General features: G+C 71.9%; 22 protein-coding genes. 20 read left to right on the top strand and 2 right to left on the bottom strand.

The window, feature by feature from the left end:
• Position 1 precedes the first annotated feature (1 nt).
• Positions 2-253: a hypothetical protein gene (locus H1D33_RS27510; protein ID WP_181570420.1), complete on the top strand. Its 252-nt coding sequence runs from the start codon at positions 2-4 to the stop codon at positions 251-253.
• Positions 250-507: a hypothetical protein gene (locus tag H1D33_RS27505; protein ID WP_181572968.1), complete on the top strand. Its 258-nt coding sequence runs from the start codon at positions 250-252 to the stop codon at positions 505-507. The genes H1D33_RS27510 and H1D33_RS27505 overlap by 4 nt, the downstream gene beginning before the upstream one ends.
• Positions 508-595: 88 nt before the next feature.
• Here the strand turns inward: H1D33_RS27505 and H1D33_RS27500 are convergent, their stop codons facing one another.
• Entirely contained in the window at positions 596-799 is a 204-nt protein-coding gene (locus H1D33_RS27500; protein WP_181570421.1) for a hypothetical protein, read from the bottom strand.
• A gap of 492 nt (positions 800-1,291) precedes the next feature.
• Between H1D33_RS27500 and H1D33_RS27495 the strand changes: the two genes are divergently transcribed.
• The 13 genes from H1D33_RS27495 (at position 1,292) to H1D33_RS27435 (ending at position 10,088) form a co-directional block, all read left to right on the top strand.
• The gene (locus H1D33_RS27495; RefSeq protein WP_181570422.1) at positions 1,292-1,549 is read left to right on the top strand and encodes a hypothetical protein; all 258 of its coding nucleotides are present in this window, start codon (positions 1,292-1,294) and stop codon (positions 1,547-1,549) included.
• A gap of 163 nt (positions 1,550-1,712) precedes the next feature.
• Positions 1,713-2,207 carry a hypothetical protein gene (locus tag H1D33_RS27490; protein WP_181570423.1) on the top strand — a complete coding sequence of 165 codons (495 nt, stop codon included), beginning with the start codon at positions 1,713-1,715 and terminating at the stop codon, positions 2,205-2,207.
• Positions 2,197-3,843, top strand: a complete 1,647-nt coding sequence (locus tag H1D33_RS27485) for a hypothetical protein (protein WP_181570424.1) — start codon at positions 2,197-2,199, stop codon at positions 3,841-3,843. Before H1D33_RS27490 ends, H1D33_RS27485 begins: the two co-directional genes overlap by 11 nt.
• A 16-nt stretch (positions 3,844-3,859) precedes the next feature.
• Positions 3,860-5,248, top strand: a complete 1,389-nt coding sequence (locus H1D33_RS27480) for a phage portal protein (protein ID WP_181570425.1) — start codon at positions 3,860-3,862, stop codon at positions 5,246-5,248.
• Positions 5,249-5,251: 3 nt separating this feature from the next.
• Complete coding sequence (locus tag H1D33_RS27475; RefSeq protein ID WP_181570426.1) at positions 5,252-6,142, top strand: VG15 protein; 891 nt, start codon at positions 5,252-5,254, stop codon at positions 6,140-6,142.
• A 44-nt stretch (positions 6,143-6,186) separates the two neighbouring features.
• The gene (locus tag H1D33_RS27470; RefSeq protein WP_181570427.1) at positions 6,187-6,669 is read left to right on the top strand and encodes a capsid assembly scaffolding protein Gp46 family protein; all 483 of its coding nucleotides are present in this window, start codon (positions 6,187-6,189) and stop codon (positions 6,667-6,669) included.
• Positions 6,670-6,720: 51 nt separating this feature from the next.
• Positions 6,721-7,668 carry a phage major capsid protein gene (locus H1D33_RS27465; protein WP_181570428.1) on the top strand — a complete coding sequence of 316 codons (948 nt, stop codon included), beginning with the start codon at positions 6,721-6,723 and terminating at the stop codon, positions 7,666-7,668.
• A gap of 17 nt (positions 7,669-7,685) precedes the next feature.
• Positions 7,686-7,928, top strand: coding sequence for a hypothetical protein (locus H1D33_RS27460; protein ID WP_181570429.1), 243 nt, complete (start codon positions 7,686-7,688; stop codon positions 7,926-7,928).
• A complete protein-coding gene (locus H1D33_RS27455; RefSeq protein WP_181570430.1) occupies positions 7,928-8,266 on the top strand; it encodes a hypothetical protein in 339 nt (112 codons plus the stop codon). Before H1D33_RS27460 ends, H1D33_RS27455 begins: the two co-directional genes overlap by 1 nt.
• Before the next feature lie 16 nt (positions 8,267-8,282).
• Complete coding sequence (locus H1D33_RS27450; RefSeq protein ID WP_181570431.1) at positions 8,283-8,891, top strand: hypothetical protein; 609 nt, start codon at positions 8,283-8,285, stop codon at positions 8,889-8,891.
• A complete protein-coding gene (locus H1D33_RS27445; RefSeq protein WP_181570432.1) occupies positions 8,888-9,283 on the top strand; it encodes a DUF6093 family protein in 396 nt (131 codons plus the stop codon). Before H1D33_RS27450 ends, H1D33_RS27445 begins: the two co-directional genes overlap by 4 nt.
• Positions 9,283-9,666, top strand: coding sequence for a hypothetical protein (locus tag H1D33_RS27440; RefSeq protein WP_181570433.1), 384 nt, complete (start codon positions 9,283-9,285; stop codon positions 9,664-9,666). Before H1D33_RS27445 ends, H1D33_RS27440 begins: the two co-directional genes overlap by 1 nt.
• Positions 9,663-10,088: a hypothetical protein gene (locus H1D33_RS27435; protein ID WP_181570434.1), complete on the top strand. Its 426-nt coding sequence runs from the start codon at positions 9,663-9,665 to the stop codon at positions 10,086-10,088. Before H1D33_RS27440 ends, H1D33_RS27435 begins: the two co-directional genes overlap by 4 nt.
• Here the strand turns inward: H1D33_RS27435 and H1D33_RS27430 are convergent.
• Entirely contained in the window at positions 10,085-10,285 is a 201-nt protein-coding gene (locus H1D33_RS27430; RefSeq protein WP_181570435.1) for a hypothetical protein, read from the bottom strand. The two genes, H1D33_RS27435 and H1D33_RS27430, sit on opposite strands and share 4 nt — an antisense overlap.
• A gap of 76 nt (positions 10,286-10,361) precedes the next feature.
• Between H1D33_RS27430 and H1D33_RS27425 the strand changes: the two genes are divergently transcribed.
• The 5 genes from H1D33_RS27425 to H1D33_RS27405 all read left to right on the top strand — a co-directional run bounded on the left by H1D33_RS27425 (position 10,362) and on the right by H1D33_RS27405 (position 12,380).
• Positions 10,362-10,694 (top strand): hypothetical protein, encoded by a 333-nt coding sequence (locus H1D33_RS27425; RefSeq protein ID WP_181570436.1) that lies wholly within the window; start codon positions 10,362-10,364, stop codon positions 10,692-10,694.
• Positions 10,695-10,696: 2 nt separating this feature from the next.
• Entirely contained in the window at positions 10,697-10,918 is a 222-nt protein-coding gene (locus tag H1D33_RS27420) for a hypothetical protein (protein WP_181570437.1), read from the top strand.
• Positions 10,911-11,390 (top strand): phage tail tube protein, encoded by a 480-nt coding sequence (locus tag H1D33_RS27415; RefSeq protein WP_181570438.1) that lies wholly within the window; start codon positions 10,911-10,913, stop codon positions 11,388-11,390. The genes H1D33_RS27420 and H1D33_RS27415 overlap by 8 nt, the downstream gene beginning before the upstream one ends.
• 76 nt (positions 11,391-11,466) lie before the next feature.
• A complete protein-coding gene (locus H1D33_RS27410; RefSeq protein WP_181570439.1) occupies positions 11,467-11,982 on the top strand; it encodes a hypothetical protein in 516 nt (171 codons plus the stop codon).
• Between the two features lie 80 nt (positions 11,983-12,062).
• Entirely contained in the window at positions 12,063-12,380 is a 318-nt protein-coding gene (locus H1D33_RS27405) for a hypothetical protein (protein WP_181570440.1), read from the top strand.
• Positions 12,381-12,386 lie beyond the last annotated feature (6 nt).

The following is a 12,386-nucleotide window of genomic DNA, read 5'->3' as shown; positions in this document are numbered from 1 at the left end:
CGTGGACCTCCAGTTCCCGCTCGGCCTCGCCGAACCCCACCGGCGCATCGTCGCCGCCTGGGTCACCGAGAACGGCCTCGACCCCAAGGACATCCCCGTCGACGCCAAGATGACCATCGCAGACGACACCCTCACCATCGAGAAGTTCGTCCGCGACGAGAACGGCAGGGTCGTCGTCGAGACGAACAACGTGCTGCGCGAGACGGTGACCGTGCCGCTGCGCAAGCCCTGGCCGGGACTCAGCCGGCCGTGATTCGCCTCGACGGCCGTCAGTACGGCACCGCCCCGCAGATCGCCGCTGCCCTCGGCCCCGACATCACCGTCGCCATGATCCGCAACTGGGCCAACCCCGACCGCGAACCACGCCCACTCACCCGCATCCGCACAGGTCAGACCGTCTACTACCCACTCGACGAAGCCCAGGCCAAGGAAGCCGAGAAGTACCTCTCCGGCCTCGGCCGCAAACGCCGACTTGACGAACGCGCCCTCACCGCCGCATCCTATTGATCACTCCAACACCTAGGCAGACCCTGCCCGAAAACTGACGAACGGCCCGGTCGAGCACCCAGCTCCCGGGCCGTTCGCATGCCCGCAGCTACGAGGCGACCTGCTCGTCGCGGCCGCTGCCGTGCTTCGCGCTCAACCACTGACCAGGCGCGTAGATGGCGATGTCCGCGTCGAAGCTCTGGACGAAGAGGTGCCCGTCGTGAACGTAGATCTTCAGCGCCGTGGGGTGGCGATCGAACTGACTGGCGTTGCGCTGGACGACGACGCCCGGCGCAGTACGAGGGTTGGTCACGTGCTCGGTCTCTCTGTGATGGACGGTGCCAATCAGGACACCTGATCAGCAGTTGCTACAGAAAGTGTAGTACCCCTCACCGGAGGCGAAGTCCGGCGGGAGCGGAGCGAAGATCGTGCCCCACGCCCTCAAGACCTGCTCAACCCCCGGCTGCCCCGAACTGGTGCCCACCGGCCGATGCCACGGATGCCAGACCAACGCCGAGCAGCAACGCGGCACCGCACGCCAACGCGGCTACGACGAACGCCACGAACGCCAGTTCCGCAGCCGCGTACTCCGACGCGACCCGCTCTGCGTCTGCGAAGACCAAGCCCACGACCACGGCACCCAGTGCCTACGACCCAGCACCGTGGCCGACCACCACCCCCTGTCCCGCAAGGAACTGGTCGACGCAGGGCTCAACCCCAACGACCACCGACGCGGACGCGGCCTGTGCAAGGGATGCCACGACCAGCACACCGCAGTCGCCCAGCCCGGAGGATGGAACGCCAGGTGACCGCCACCATCGAAGCCCGCACCATCGACGGCACGGTCTACCTCAGCGCCCCCGACCTGGTCGCTCTCCTACGAGGCCGAGCCAACGAGGTGAAGGCCGTAGCCCTAGCGATGGGCGACGACCTCACGCCCGAGCAGTACGAGACCGCCGTGGCATACCACACCACGGTCGAGGAGCTGCGACAGAGAGCCGACTGGATCGACCTCGCCGTCATCGCGCACCTGACCGACGAGCCCGGCGACTCCCCGACCTAACGCTGAGTGACGAGGGGTGGGGGGTGACCCCCAAGACCCGCAGGCCACCGGACCGCCGGGGAGGGCTCTGTCCGGTCGGCACGGTTCAAACCGACCCGACCGTCACGCGATGTGACGGCCATCCGAGGTGCCGCGCGATGCGCGCCGAGGGAGATGATCGAAGATGCCCAGTGGTGGAGCGCGCGCCCGATCAGGGCCGCCACCGGACCCGGATGCCCTCGCTCGCCTGCGCGGCACCGACGCCGGATGGCACGTCCTGCCGATCCTCGGCCGGCCCGGTCCGGCTCCGGAGTGGCCGCTGCCTAACCCGTCCGGCCGGGAGCTGGAGCTGTGGGCCAAGCTGTGGGCGAAGCCGCAGGCGACCCGGTGGGAGGTCCTCGGCCAGGAGGACGAGGTGGCGCTGTACTGCCGCCGGTTCGTCCGCGCCGAGCAGCCCGACGCGCCGGTCGCCACCGTGGTGGTCGTCCGGCAGCTCGGTGAGGCGCTCGGCCTGACGATCCCGGGGCTGCTGCGCAACCGGTGGCAGATCGGCGGCGGGCCGGGCACGACCGCGGCCGCGCCGGCCGGCCAGACGCCGACGGGCACCGACGGGGCGGCCACGCCGGCGGCGTCGTCGCGGCAGCGTCTGCTGAGGTCCGTGCCGTCCGATGGCAGCTGACCGGTACGTCGTCGACTTCCCGGCGCTGTGGATCGTCCCGGACTGGATCGAGCGGCACTGCCCGCAGCCGGACCGGTTCGGCCGCGGCGGGCCGCTGAAGCTGTACGAGACGCAGCTGTGGTGGACGGTCAACCACTACCGGGTGAAGCCGACGGCGGTGTGGCGGCCGGAGAATCCGCTGCTCGGGCCGGCGTTCCACTACCGGCGGTCGCAGATCATGGGGCCGCAGAAGATCGGCAAGGGCCCCTGGTCGGCGGCGATCTGCCTCGCGGAGGGCGGCGGGCCGACGCTGTTCGCCGGCTGGGCGGAGGCGGGCGACGTCTACCGGTGCGCGGACAACGGCTGCGGCTGCGGCTGGGTGTACGCGTACGAGCCGGGCGAGCCGAAGGGGATGCGCTGGCCGACGCCGCTGATCCAGATCACGGCGACGTCGGAGGACCAGACCGACAACATCTACCGGCACATCAAGGCGATGATCCGGCTCGGCCCGCTGTCCGACCTGATGCGCGTCGGTGAGGACATGGTCCGCATCGGCCTTGAGGGTGAGATCGACACGGTCACCACGGGCGCGCTGTCGAAGCTCGGTAACCCGGTCACGTTCGCGATGCAGGACGAGACGGGCCTCTACAACGACTCCAACAAGCTGCGGAAGGTCGCCGAGACGCAGCGGCGCGGCGCGGCCGGCATGGGCGGCCGGTCGATGGAGACGACGAACCCGTACGACCCGTCGGAGGACTCGGTCGCGCAGCGGACGTACGAGTCGTCGGCGCGCGACGTGTTCCGGTTCTACGAGCCGCCGCCGGCGAACCTGTCGTACCGCAACAAGCGGGAGCGGCGCCGGATCCACGCGTTCAACTACGCCGGGTTCCCGCACAACGACGTCGACAGCATCGACGCGGAGGCCGCCGAGCTGGCCGAGAAGGACCCGGCGCAGGCGGAGCGGTACTACGGCAACCGGTTGGTCTACGGCGCCGGCACGTGGCTGGAGGGCGACAAGTGGGACGCCCGGGCGGCGGCGCGGACCGTTCCTGACGGCACGGCGATCTGCCTCGGCATGGACGGCTCCGACGTCGACGACTGGACGGTGATCCGCGCGGAGACCGCCGACGGGCACCAGTTCACGCCGACGTACGGCCCGGACCGGCTCCCCACCGTGTGGGATCCGGCGCGCCATGGCGGGCAGGTGCCGCGGTTGGAGGTCCGGGCGGCCGTCGACGAGCTGTTCACCCGGTTCGAGGTGGTGCGGTTCTACGCCGACCCGCCGGACTGGAAGACCGAGATCGACGACTGGTCGGCGGCGTACGGCGAGAAGCGGGTCATCCGGTGGGCGACGTACCGGCTGACGCAGATGCACGACGCGGCGGTGCGGCTGCACACCGACGTGGTGAAGCAGGCCTCGACGTTCACGCATGACGGCTGCCAGGCCACGGCGACGCACGTGCGGAACGCGCGGAAGCTGGCCCGGGCCGGGCAGCGGTACGTGCTGGGGAAGCCGTCGCAGACGCAGAAGATCGACGCGTGCGTGACGTCGATCCTCGTGCACGAGGCCGCGTCGGACGCGACTGCGGCGCTGCTGTGGCCGGGCATGCAGAAGAGCGGGCTGACGAAGGTCAAGGGCAAGGCCCGCGGTTACTGACCAGGGAGGGGGGACGGTGACGCAGCCTGAGCAGCCGCTGACCCCGGACTGGTGGGTCCGCCGGCTCTACCGGCGCCTGCAGGAGCAGGCACGCACCTTCGAGCTGTACGACGCCTACTACCGGGGCGAGCCGCCGAGGTTGCCGTGGCTGCCGGAGCAGGCCCAGGATGAGTTCGCGCGGCTGCTGAAGCTGACGAAGGCCAACTACATGGGCCTGGTCATCGACAGCATGGTCGAGCGGATGCAGATCGAGGGCTTCCGGGTGGGTGACCAGCCGGACGCCGACGCCGGGACGTGGGACATCTGGCAGGCCAGCAACATGGACAGCCTGTTCGACCAGGTGCTGCTGGAGTCGGCGATCTGCGGCAGCTCGTACCTGCTGGTCGCGCCGAACCCGGACCGGCCGGACCGGCCGCTGCTGCACGCCGAGCACCCGACCCAGGCGATCGTCGAGTACGCGCCGGGCACGGCCCGGCAGGTCCGGGCGGCCGGGTTGAAGGTGTGGCTCGACGACTGGACCAGCCGGCTGATGGCCACGCTCTACCTGCCTGACGGGATCTTCAAGTACGAGGCCGACGCGCCGCGCTCCGGTGCGGTGCCGAACCCGCAGTGGCGGCGCCGCGCGGTGGCCGGTGAGAGCTGGCCGGCGCCGAACCCGCTCGGCGAGGTGCCGCTGGTCGAGATCGCGAACAACCCGCGGCTGCTGTCGGGCGGGGTCAGCGAGATCGCCGACGTGATCGGCATCCAGGACCGCATCCACAAGACGCTCGCCGACCGGCTGATGACGCAGGACTTCGGGGCGTTCCCGCAGAAGTGGGCGACCGGGTTCCCGGAGGAAGACGACGACGGCAACGAGAACCGCATCGACGTCGGCCGGAACCGGATGGTCACCTCCGACGTGGAGGAGACCCGGTTCGGGCAGTGGGACGCGGCGCCGCTCGACCCGTACTCGGGTGCGAAGCGGGAGGACGTGAAGGACGTCGCGTCGCGCACCCGCACGCCGGCGCAGTACCTGCTCGGCGAGATGAGCAACGTCAACGGGGAGACCTTGAAGGCCAGCGAGAGCGGCCTGGTGTCGAAGGTCCGGCAGCGGCACCGTACGTCCGGGGAGGGCGCGGAGGACGCGGCCGGCCTGGCGCGGCGGGTTGCCCAGCTGGCCGGGCAGGGTGAGCGGATCGAGGCGATCTGGCGGAACCCGGAGTTCCGCACCGAGGGCGAGCTGATGGACGCGCTGGTCAAGGCGCGGCAGACGCTGCAGGTGCCGGTGGAGGCGCTGTGGGAGCGGTGGGGGGCCTCGCAGGAGGAGATCCGCCGCTGGTCGCAGATGCTCGACGCCGAGGCGGAGCGGGACCCGATCGGCGCGGCCACCCGATCCCTGGGCCAGCAGGACCTGGTGCAGGGCTGACGGGTGGGTGTCGATCAGGTCGCGGCCGCGCACTACCGCCGGCAGGCGGCTCTGGCGCGCCGGGTCGCCCGGGAGTTGGCCCGGCTGTGGCGGCGCGTCGACGGGCAGGCGATCGCCGGGTCGTGGCAGGCCAGCCTCCCGGCCGCCGTGCAGGTGCTGTCCACCGGGCAGGCGCTCGCGGCCGCGGCCGCCACGGTGTACGTCGACGACGCGCTGGAAGCGCAGGGACTCACCGGCGCGACCGAGGGCCGGCTGCAGGTCGCGGCTTTCGCCGGCGTCGCCTCGGACGGCCGGGACCTCGCCGGTCTGCTCTACCAGCCGGCGGTCACCGCGCTGACCGGCATCAGGCAGGGCGCGACCGTGGGGCGGGCGCTCGCCGGCGGGCAGCTGGCCCTGGACGCCATCGCCCGCACGCAGGTCGCCGACGCGGGCCGCGCCGCCGACCAGGTGGCGCTGGTGACCCGGCCGGACTGCGGCGGGTACGTGCGGCTGCTGGTCGGCCGGTCGTGCTCCCGGTGCGTGATCCTGGCCGGCCGCTGGTATCGGTGGAACGCCGGATTCCGCCGGCATCCTCGCTGCGACTGCCGGCACATCCCCTCCAGGGAGGACCGGGCGGGGGACCTACGCACGGATCCGCGCGAATACTTCGCCAGCCTGCCTCGCGAGGAGCAGGATCGGGCGTTCACGGCGGCCGGTGCGGCGGCGATCCGCGACGGCGCGGACCTCGCGAAGGTAGTCAACGCCCGCCGCGGGACGCAGGTCGCAGGTGGCCGGTTGTTCACCACCGAAGCTGCCGGCCGGCGGCCGCGGCTGATGCCGGAGCAGATCTACCGCGACGCCCGGGACCGCAAGGACGCGATCCGGCTGCTGCGGCTGCATGGCTACATCACCTGACGTCCCCTGCCGCGAGGGCGGGGCGAGCACGAGGAGCAGCCGCGATGGCTGAGGACAGCATCACCACGGCCGGCGAGGACACCGCGACGGAGTCCGGCGAGCAGGCCAACCAGGCGCCCGACGAGCTGCGCGACCCCGGCAAGAAGGCGCTGCAGGAGGAGCGGGCCAAGGCCCGCAAAGCGACCCGCGAGCTGGCCGAGGCGCAGGCCCGGCTGAAGGAGTTCGAGGACCGCGACAAGACCGAACTGCAGAAGCTCACCGAGGCGCAGCAGACCGCCGAGCAGCGGGCCGCCGCAGCGGAGCAGGCCCTGGCCCGATACCGGGTCGCGACCGCCAAGGGCGTCCCGGCCGACCTCGTCGACCGGCTGCGCGGCGACACCGAAGACGAGCTGGCCGCCGACGCCGACCGGCTCCTCGAGGTGATCGGCGTCCGCCGGCCGCCGAACTTCGACGGCGGGGCCCGCACCACCGCGGCGGCCGCGCCCGACATGAACGCGCTGATCCGGCAGGCCGCCGGACGGCAGTAACCAGCAGCACCCGTACGGCACGGGCCCGCTGCTTGATCATCAGGAGGTCCAGTGCCGTACAACAACCTGATCTCGCGCACCAGCGCGCAGGCGCTCATCCCCGAGGTCGTCGCCAACGACCTGCTCGACGGGCTGGCCAACGACTCCGTGGCCCTGCAGATGTTCCGGCAGGTGCGGATGTCGACCAACCAGACCCGCATGCCGGTGCTGGCCGCCCTGCCGACGGCGTACTTCGTCAACGGCGACACCGGCCTGAAGCAGACCACCCAGGTGGACTGGGCCAACAAGTACCTCAACGTCGAGGAGATCGCGGCGATCGTGCCGATCCCCGAGGCGGTCCTCGACGACGCGTCGTTCGACGTGTGGGGCAACGTGATGCCGCTGCTGCGCGACGCCATCGCCCGGGCCCTGGACGCGGCGGTCATCTTCGGCACCAACAAGCCGGCGAGCTGGCCGGCCGCGATCGCCGTGGACGCGGCGAGCGCCGGCAACGTCGTCAACCGGTCCGTCGGCACCCCGCGTACCGACAAGGCCGGCATCAGCGGCTACTTCTCCGACCTGTTCGCCACCGTCGAGGCCGACGGCTTCGACGTCAACGGCATCGCCGCGAACACCGCGTACAAGGGGCTGCTGCGCAACGTCCGCGACGCCAACGGCCAGCAGCTGCCGGAGGTCAACGCCAACTCGGTCTACGGCGTGCAGGTCCGCTACCCGATGCGCGGTCTGTGGCCGGCCCCGGCCACCGGCGCCGTCGAGGCGATCGCCGGTGACTTCACCCAGGGGATCCTCGGCATCCGCCAGGACATCACCTACAAGGTGCTGGACCAGGCGGTCATCCAGGACGGCTCCGGGGTCATCCAGTACAACCTGGCCCAGCAGGACATGGTCGCCCTGCGGGTGGTGTTCCGCAGCGCCTTCCAGGTCGCGAACACCCTCAACTACGACCAGCCCGTCGCGGGCAACCGGTACCCGTTCGCCGTGATGAAGCAGGCCGCGTAACCCAGGAGGTGCCAGCGATGGCAGCGAAGAGCGGTGGCCGCGGCAACGCGGCCGACGTCAAGGCCAGCGCCGACGAGGTGCAGGCGAACTTCGACGAGATCAACGACCAGGGGTACTTCGGGGAGCGCGTCGACCCGACCCCGCTGGACAACTACACCGTCAGCGGGGTGATCGCCGGGAAGCCCACCCCGGAGACCGACGCGCAGGCGGCGGCCAGGGCGGCGGAGGCGACGAACACGCCGCCGCAGGTGACCGGCTGATGGGCGTCCCGACGCAGGCCCCCGGCCTGGTCTCGGAGAGCCTGTCCGCCGCTGCGACCAACGGGTTCCTCGGCTGGTCGCCGGAGGCCGACCGGTCGCAGTACACCGTCCGTGGCGGCGCCGACGGCAGCGCGGCCACCGCGTACGCCGACAGCACCGCCTACGCGGTCGGGAAGACCGTCACCTACGGCGGGAAGACGTACGTGGTCCGGACTGCGGTCGGGTCGGGCAACACCACCAAGCCGGACGTGAACAGCGCGTTCGTGCTGGCGGACAACCGGAAGGGCCCGGCGGAGATCCAGGCCGCGACGGTCCGACGTCCGCAGTTCTACCGCTGAGAGGGGGCGAGGTTCGATGGCTGACCAGCTGGCGACGGCAACGGACCTCGCCCTCCTACCCGGCGTCGACCCGGATCTCCCCGAGGACACGAAGGCGCTGCTGATCGAGTGCGCCACTGCGGTGGTGCAGGCGGTGTGCGGCGGCCAGCGGATCGTGCAGGTCGTCAACGACCAGGTGGTCATCGACCTGGACGGCCACGACGTCGGCGCGTACCTACGCCTGCCGCAACGGCCGGTCACCGCGGTGGCCACCGTGCTGGTCGGGTCGTCGCCGGTGACGGACTGGTCGGCGCAGTTGTCCCGGGGGCGGCTGTGGCGGCCGTCGGGGTGGCGGTCGACGCTGCTGGGCTACCCGCTGTCGCAGCCGTCCGGGGTGACCGTGACCTACACCCACGGGTACCCGACCGGCGACCAGCGGCTGCAGCTGGCCCGCTCGGCGGTGCTGTCGCTGGCCGCCGGTGCCGCGTCGGGATCGCTCGGCGTGGCACGGGAGCAGATCGACGACTACTCGGTGCAGTACGAAGCGATGGCGGCGCGGATGGAGGCGAGTCCGTTCCTGATGGGACGGCTTCGTGGCCAGTACGGCCGGCCCGCCCGCTCTGCGCGGCTGGTGGCACCGCAGTGAGCGCGGGCGGCGCGCTCGCGCGGGCCCGCCGGGCGGCGGAGCGGCTGATGGTCGACCAGTGCCGGATCCGGCGGGCCGGTGGCGCGACCGAGGACGATGACGGGAACGTCACCCCCACCTACACGACCCTCTACGAGGGGCGGTGCAAGGTGCAGCAGCAGGCGGTGCAGTCCCGGCCCTCGGATGCCGGTGAGGCGTCGCTGTTGATGGTCCGCCGCGAGCTGCACCTGCCGGTCGTGGCGTCGGCTGGCGTGCGCGCCGGTGACCGGGTCGAGTTGACCGCCTGCACGTACGACCCCGACCTGGTTGGCCGCGAGCTGGTGGTCCGCGACGAGGCGGCGAAGAGCATGGCCACCGCCCGGCGCCTCGGTGTGGAGGAGATGACGAGCTGATGGAGATCGACACCCGGGAGCTGCGCCAGCTGGAGTACGACTTCGCCGAGGTGGTCACCGCCGCACCGCAGGAGGCCCGCAAGGTCGTGCAGCGGGCGGTCCTGAACATCAAGACCGACGCGCAGCGGCGGGTCGGCGGGCTGCGGCACGCCCCGGCGTACCCGCGGTCGATCTCCTACGACACCCGGGAGACGCCGGTCGGACCGGAGGCGGAGATCGGCCCGGACAAGGGCCGCCGGCAGGGCGCGCTGGGCAACCTGATCGAGTTCGGCTCGGTCAACAACGCCCCACGCCCGCACATCAACCCGGCCGCGGACGCGGAACTGCCGCGGTTCGAACGGGCGATGGAGGACCTGGCGGTGCGGCTGCTGGGGGAGCGGTGATCCGCGCCCACGCCGACGCGGTGCTGGCTCTGCTGGCTGCCGCGCCGGGCACCGGCCCGCTGGCCGTCTACGACGGCGCGGTCCCCGAGGACGCGACGGGCCGATCCAAGCCGCCGCCCTACGCGTTGGTGTACTTCGCCGACGCGGATCCGGAGGAGCCCGACTCGCGGCCGCTGTCCGGCCGGCCGGCCCGGTACGTGCTCCGCGCGTACGTGCACAGCGTCGGCCTGACCGCGTCGGCGTCCCGATCGGTCGGCGAGCGGGTCCGGGCGGCGCTGCTGAACGTGCGGCCCACGGTGGCCGGCCGGCAGTGCTGGCCGATCCGCCGGGAGGACGGGCAGCCGCCGCAGCGCGACGACTCGACCGGCTCGCCCGTCATGGACCGCGTTGACGTCTACCGGCTGGAGTCGGAGCCGGCCTAGCGGCGGCCGGGCCGGAACTGGGTCACGAGCCCGTACGTCACCGCCGCGACGAGCAGAAACATCAGCACGTCGACCGCCCCGTGGATCAGGTCCAGCTGGCGGCCGATGAACGACACGACGAGTCCGACCAGGACGGCGAGCAGGACCCGGTTCCCGGTGTGGGCCAGGCTCCACCGCGATTCGTGCTGCTGAGTCATGCCGGGCACCGTACCGCGCGTTCGCAAGAGATCACCCTCCGCCGATCGGCGGGACCTACCTGAAAGGACGCCGCCGATGGCTGCGCTCACCTCCCAGTCCGCCACGACCACCGGCACCACGCCGAACCCGATCACCCCCACCGCGTCCGACACGATCGCCGCCGGCCAGTTCGGCCCGAACGGCTGCGAGCTGCGGGTCATCACGACCGGCACCGCGTCGAACATCACCGTGCTCGACCCGGGCCGCACCCCGTCGGGCAACCCGGGCACCGCCTCGGCGGTGGCCGCCCCGGCGACCGGCGTGCGGCGGCTGCTGATCCCGCTGTCGGCCATCGACCCGACGGCCAGCGTCGCGACGGTCACCAGCTCGTCGCAGACCGGGCTGACCTACGAGCTGTTCCGGCTCTGACCGTGGACGAGCACGTGTGGCTGATCCACCCGGGCACTGGCGGGCAGTGGCAGTGCCCGGCCGCCGCGGTCGACGACTGGCTGGAGCGGGGCTGGAAACGCGCGGGCGAGCCGCCGGAGGAACCGAACCCGGTGGTCCCGCAGCAGACCTCGGCCGCGCCGGCGGCCGTGCAGACCGACACCACGACCGCCGGAGGCGGGACAGGAGAGATGAGCGATGGCTGACGTCCTCGCCGATGGCATGACCCGCGTTTCGTGGGTGGGGGCCATCGCGAACATCAACAGCCCGACAGCCGCCGAGCTGAACGCCGGCATCCAGCTTCAGTACGTGATCACCCCGGACGGGCTGATGGGCTTCGAGGCCACTACCGCTGAGGTCGACAACTCGGCGCTGGCCAGCACCTTCGACACGAAGACCATCGGCCGGGACAGCTACAGCGGCACGGGCCTGCGAATGAAGAAGCAGACCGCCCCCGATACCGCGCGCAACACCCTGACCCGGGGCACGAGCGGCTTCATCGCGATCCGGCGGGATCTCGCGGAGACCACCGCCTGGGCGTCCGGTCAGCCGCTCGAGGTGTACCCGGTGACCTGCGGGCGCCGTAAGGAGCTGGCGCCGGAGGCCAACTCGGTACGCAAGTACGAGGTGCCGACGCCGATCACGCTCCCGCCGGCGACGGACGCGGTCGTCGCCTGACCAGTGACCGGGGCGGCCGGGCCACCAGCCCGGCTCGGCCGTCCCGCACCTTCCTGGGCTGGGCGAAGGGCTGGACATGAACATCAAGGACCGCATCAAGAACGCCCGCCCCACCACTCGTACCGTCCGGGTGTGGCTCGGCGCGGACCTCGACCTGGTCGACGAGTACGAGGCCGCGGTGGCCGCGCTCGAGGAGGCCCAGAAGCCGGCGGACTCCCTCGCCGGGAACGGCTCGGTCACCGACGCCGAGCAGTTGGTCGCCGACCTTCGGGCGCGGCTTGACGAGTTCGCCGTCGACTTCCGGCTGCGGGGCCTCGACGATCTGCGGTACGCGCAGTTGCTGCGGGACCACCCGGCCCGCGTCGACGCCGTCGGCAAGACGATCGAGGCGGACGAGTCCGGCTGGAACCGGGACACGTTCCCGACCGCGCTGGTGCGCCTGGCCGTCGTCGACCCCGAGCTCGACGACGAGGACTGGACCGCGCTGCTCGGCGACGACACCACCCTGGGGGTGCTCACCTCCCGACAGCTCGACCGTCTGGCCACGGTCGCGTTCCAGTTGACCCGGCAGATCGCCGACATCCCTTTCTGACCGGCCGTCTCCGTGACGACCCGGAACTCCGGGCCCGCGTCGAGACGGCCGAACGGCTAAACATCAGCCGCCGCCGGTTCATGGGCTGGGAGCCGGAGGAGGTCACCGAGCACGAGTACGACGAGCAGGGCCGGCTGGTCAGGTCGGTGACGACCCGAGAGCCGGAATGGGACGACGAAGAGCGCGGCTGGATGCTCGCGCTCGCCGCCCACCGGGCGAGCCTGTGCCCGCACTGCGGCCGGCCGCTGTCGGTGTGCGCCGACCCAGAGTCGGAAGGCCAGTGGACGGTACCGCCGCCGCGCCGGTGCTTCGCCACCACGGCGTTGCGCGCGATGGCCCCGGAGTACAAGGACTCGCCGCAGCCGGAAGCGCTGCTGCTGCACGCTGAGCGGAGGTGACCGGTG

This window comes from Micromonospora ferruginea, from assembly GCF_013694245.2.
GTDB classification, from domain to species: domain Bacteria; phylum Actinomycetota; class Actinomycetes; order Mycobacteriales; family Micromonosporaceae; genus Micromonospora; species Micromonospora robiginosa.
Note: the sequence above shows the minus strand (reverse complement) of the source record. Positions and strands in the feature narration are given on the sequence as shown.

Excerpts from the sequence above, each read along its gene's own strand:
- H1D33_RS27450 (WP_181570431.1), top strand. The coding sequence starts at position 8,283 with ATGGCTGACCAGCTGGCGACGGCAACGGACCTCGCCCTCCTACCCGGC.
- H1D33_RS27430 (WP_181570435.1), bottom strand. The coding sequence starts at position 10,285 with ATGACTCAGCAGCACGAATCGCGGTGGAGCCTGGCCCACACCGGGAAC.
- H1D33_RS27440 (WP_181570433.1), top strand. The coding sequence starts at position 9,283 with ATGGAGATCGACACCCGGGAGCTGCGCCAGCTGGAGTACGACTTCGCC.
- H1D33_RS27460 (WP_181570429.1), top strand. The coding sequence starts at position 7,686 with ATGGCAGCGAAGAGCGGTGGCCGCGGCAACGCGGCCGACGTCAAGGCC.
- H1D33_RS27415 (WP_181570438.1), top strand. The coding sequence starts at position 10,911 with ATGGCTGACGTCCTCGCCGATGGCATGACCCGCGTTTCGTGGGTGGGG.
- H1D33_RS27470 (WP_181570427.1), top strand. The coding sequence starts at position 6,187 with ATGGCTGAGGACAGCATCACCACGGCCGGCGAGGACACCGCGACGGAG.
- H1D33_RS27410 (WP_181570439.1), top strand. The coding sequence starts at position 11,467 with ATGAACATCAAGGACCGCATCAAGAACGCCCGCCCCACCACTCGTACC.
- H1D33_RS27455 (WP_181570430.1), top strand. The coding sequence starts at position 7,928 with ATGGGCGTCCCGACGCAGGCCCCCGGCCTGGTCTCGGAGAGCCTGTCC.
- H1D33_RS27405 (WP_181570440.1), top strand. The coding sequence starts at position 12,063 with ATGGGCTGGGAGCCGGAGGAGGTCACCGAGCACGAGTACGACGAGCAG.
- H1D33_RS27490 (WP_181570423.1), top strand. The coding sequence starts at position 1,713 with ATGCCCAGTGGTGGAGCGCGCGCCCGATCAGGGCCGCCACCGGACCCG.
- H1D33_RS27425 (WP_181570436.1), top strand. The coding sequence starts at position 10,362 with ATGGCTGCGCTCACCTCCCAGTCCGCCACGACCACCGGCACCACGCCG.
- H1D33_RS27485 (WP_181570424.1), top strand. The coding sequence starts at position 2,197 with ATGGCAGCTGACCGGTACGTCGTCGACTTCCCGGCGCTGTGGATCGTC.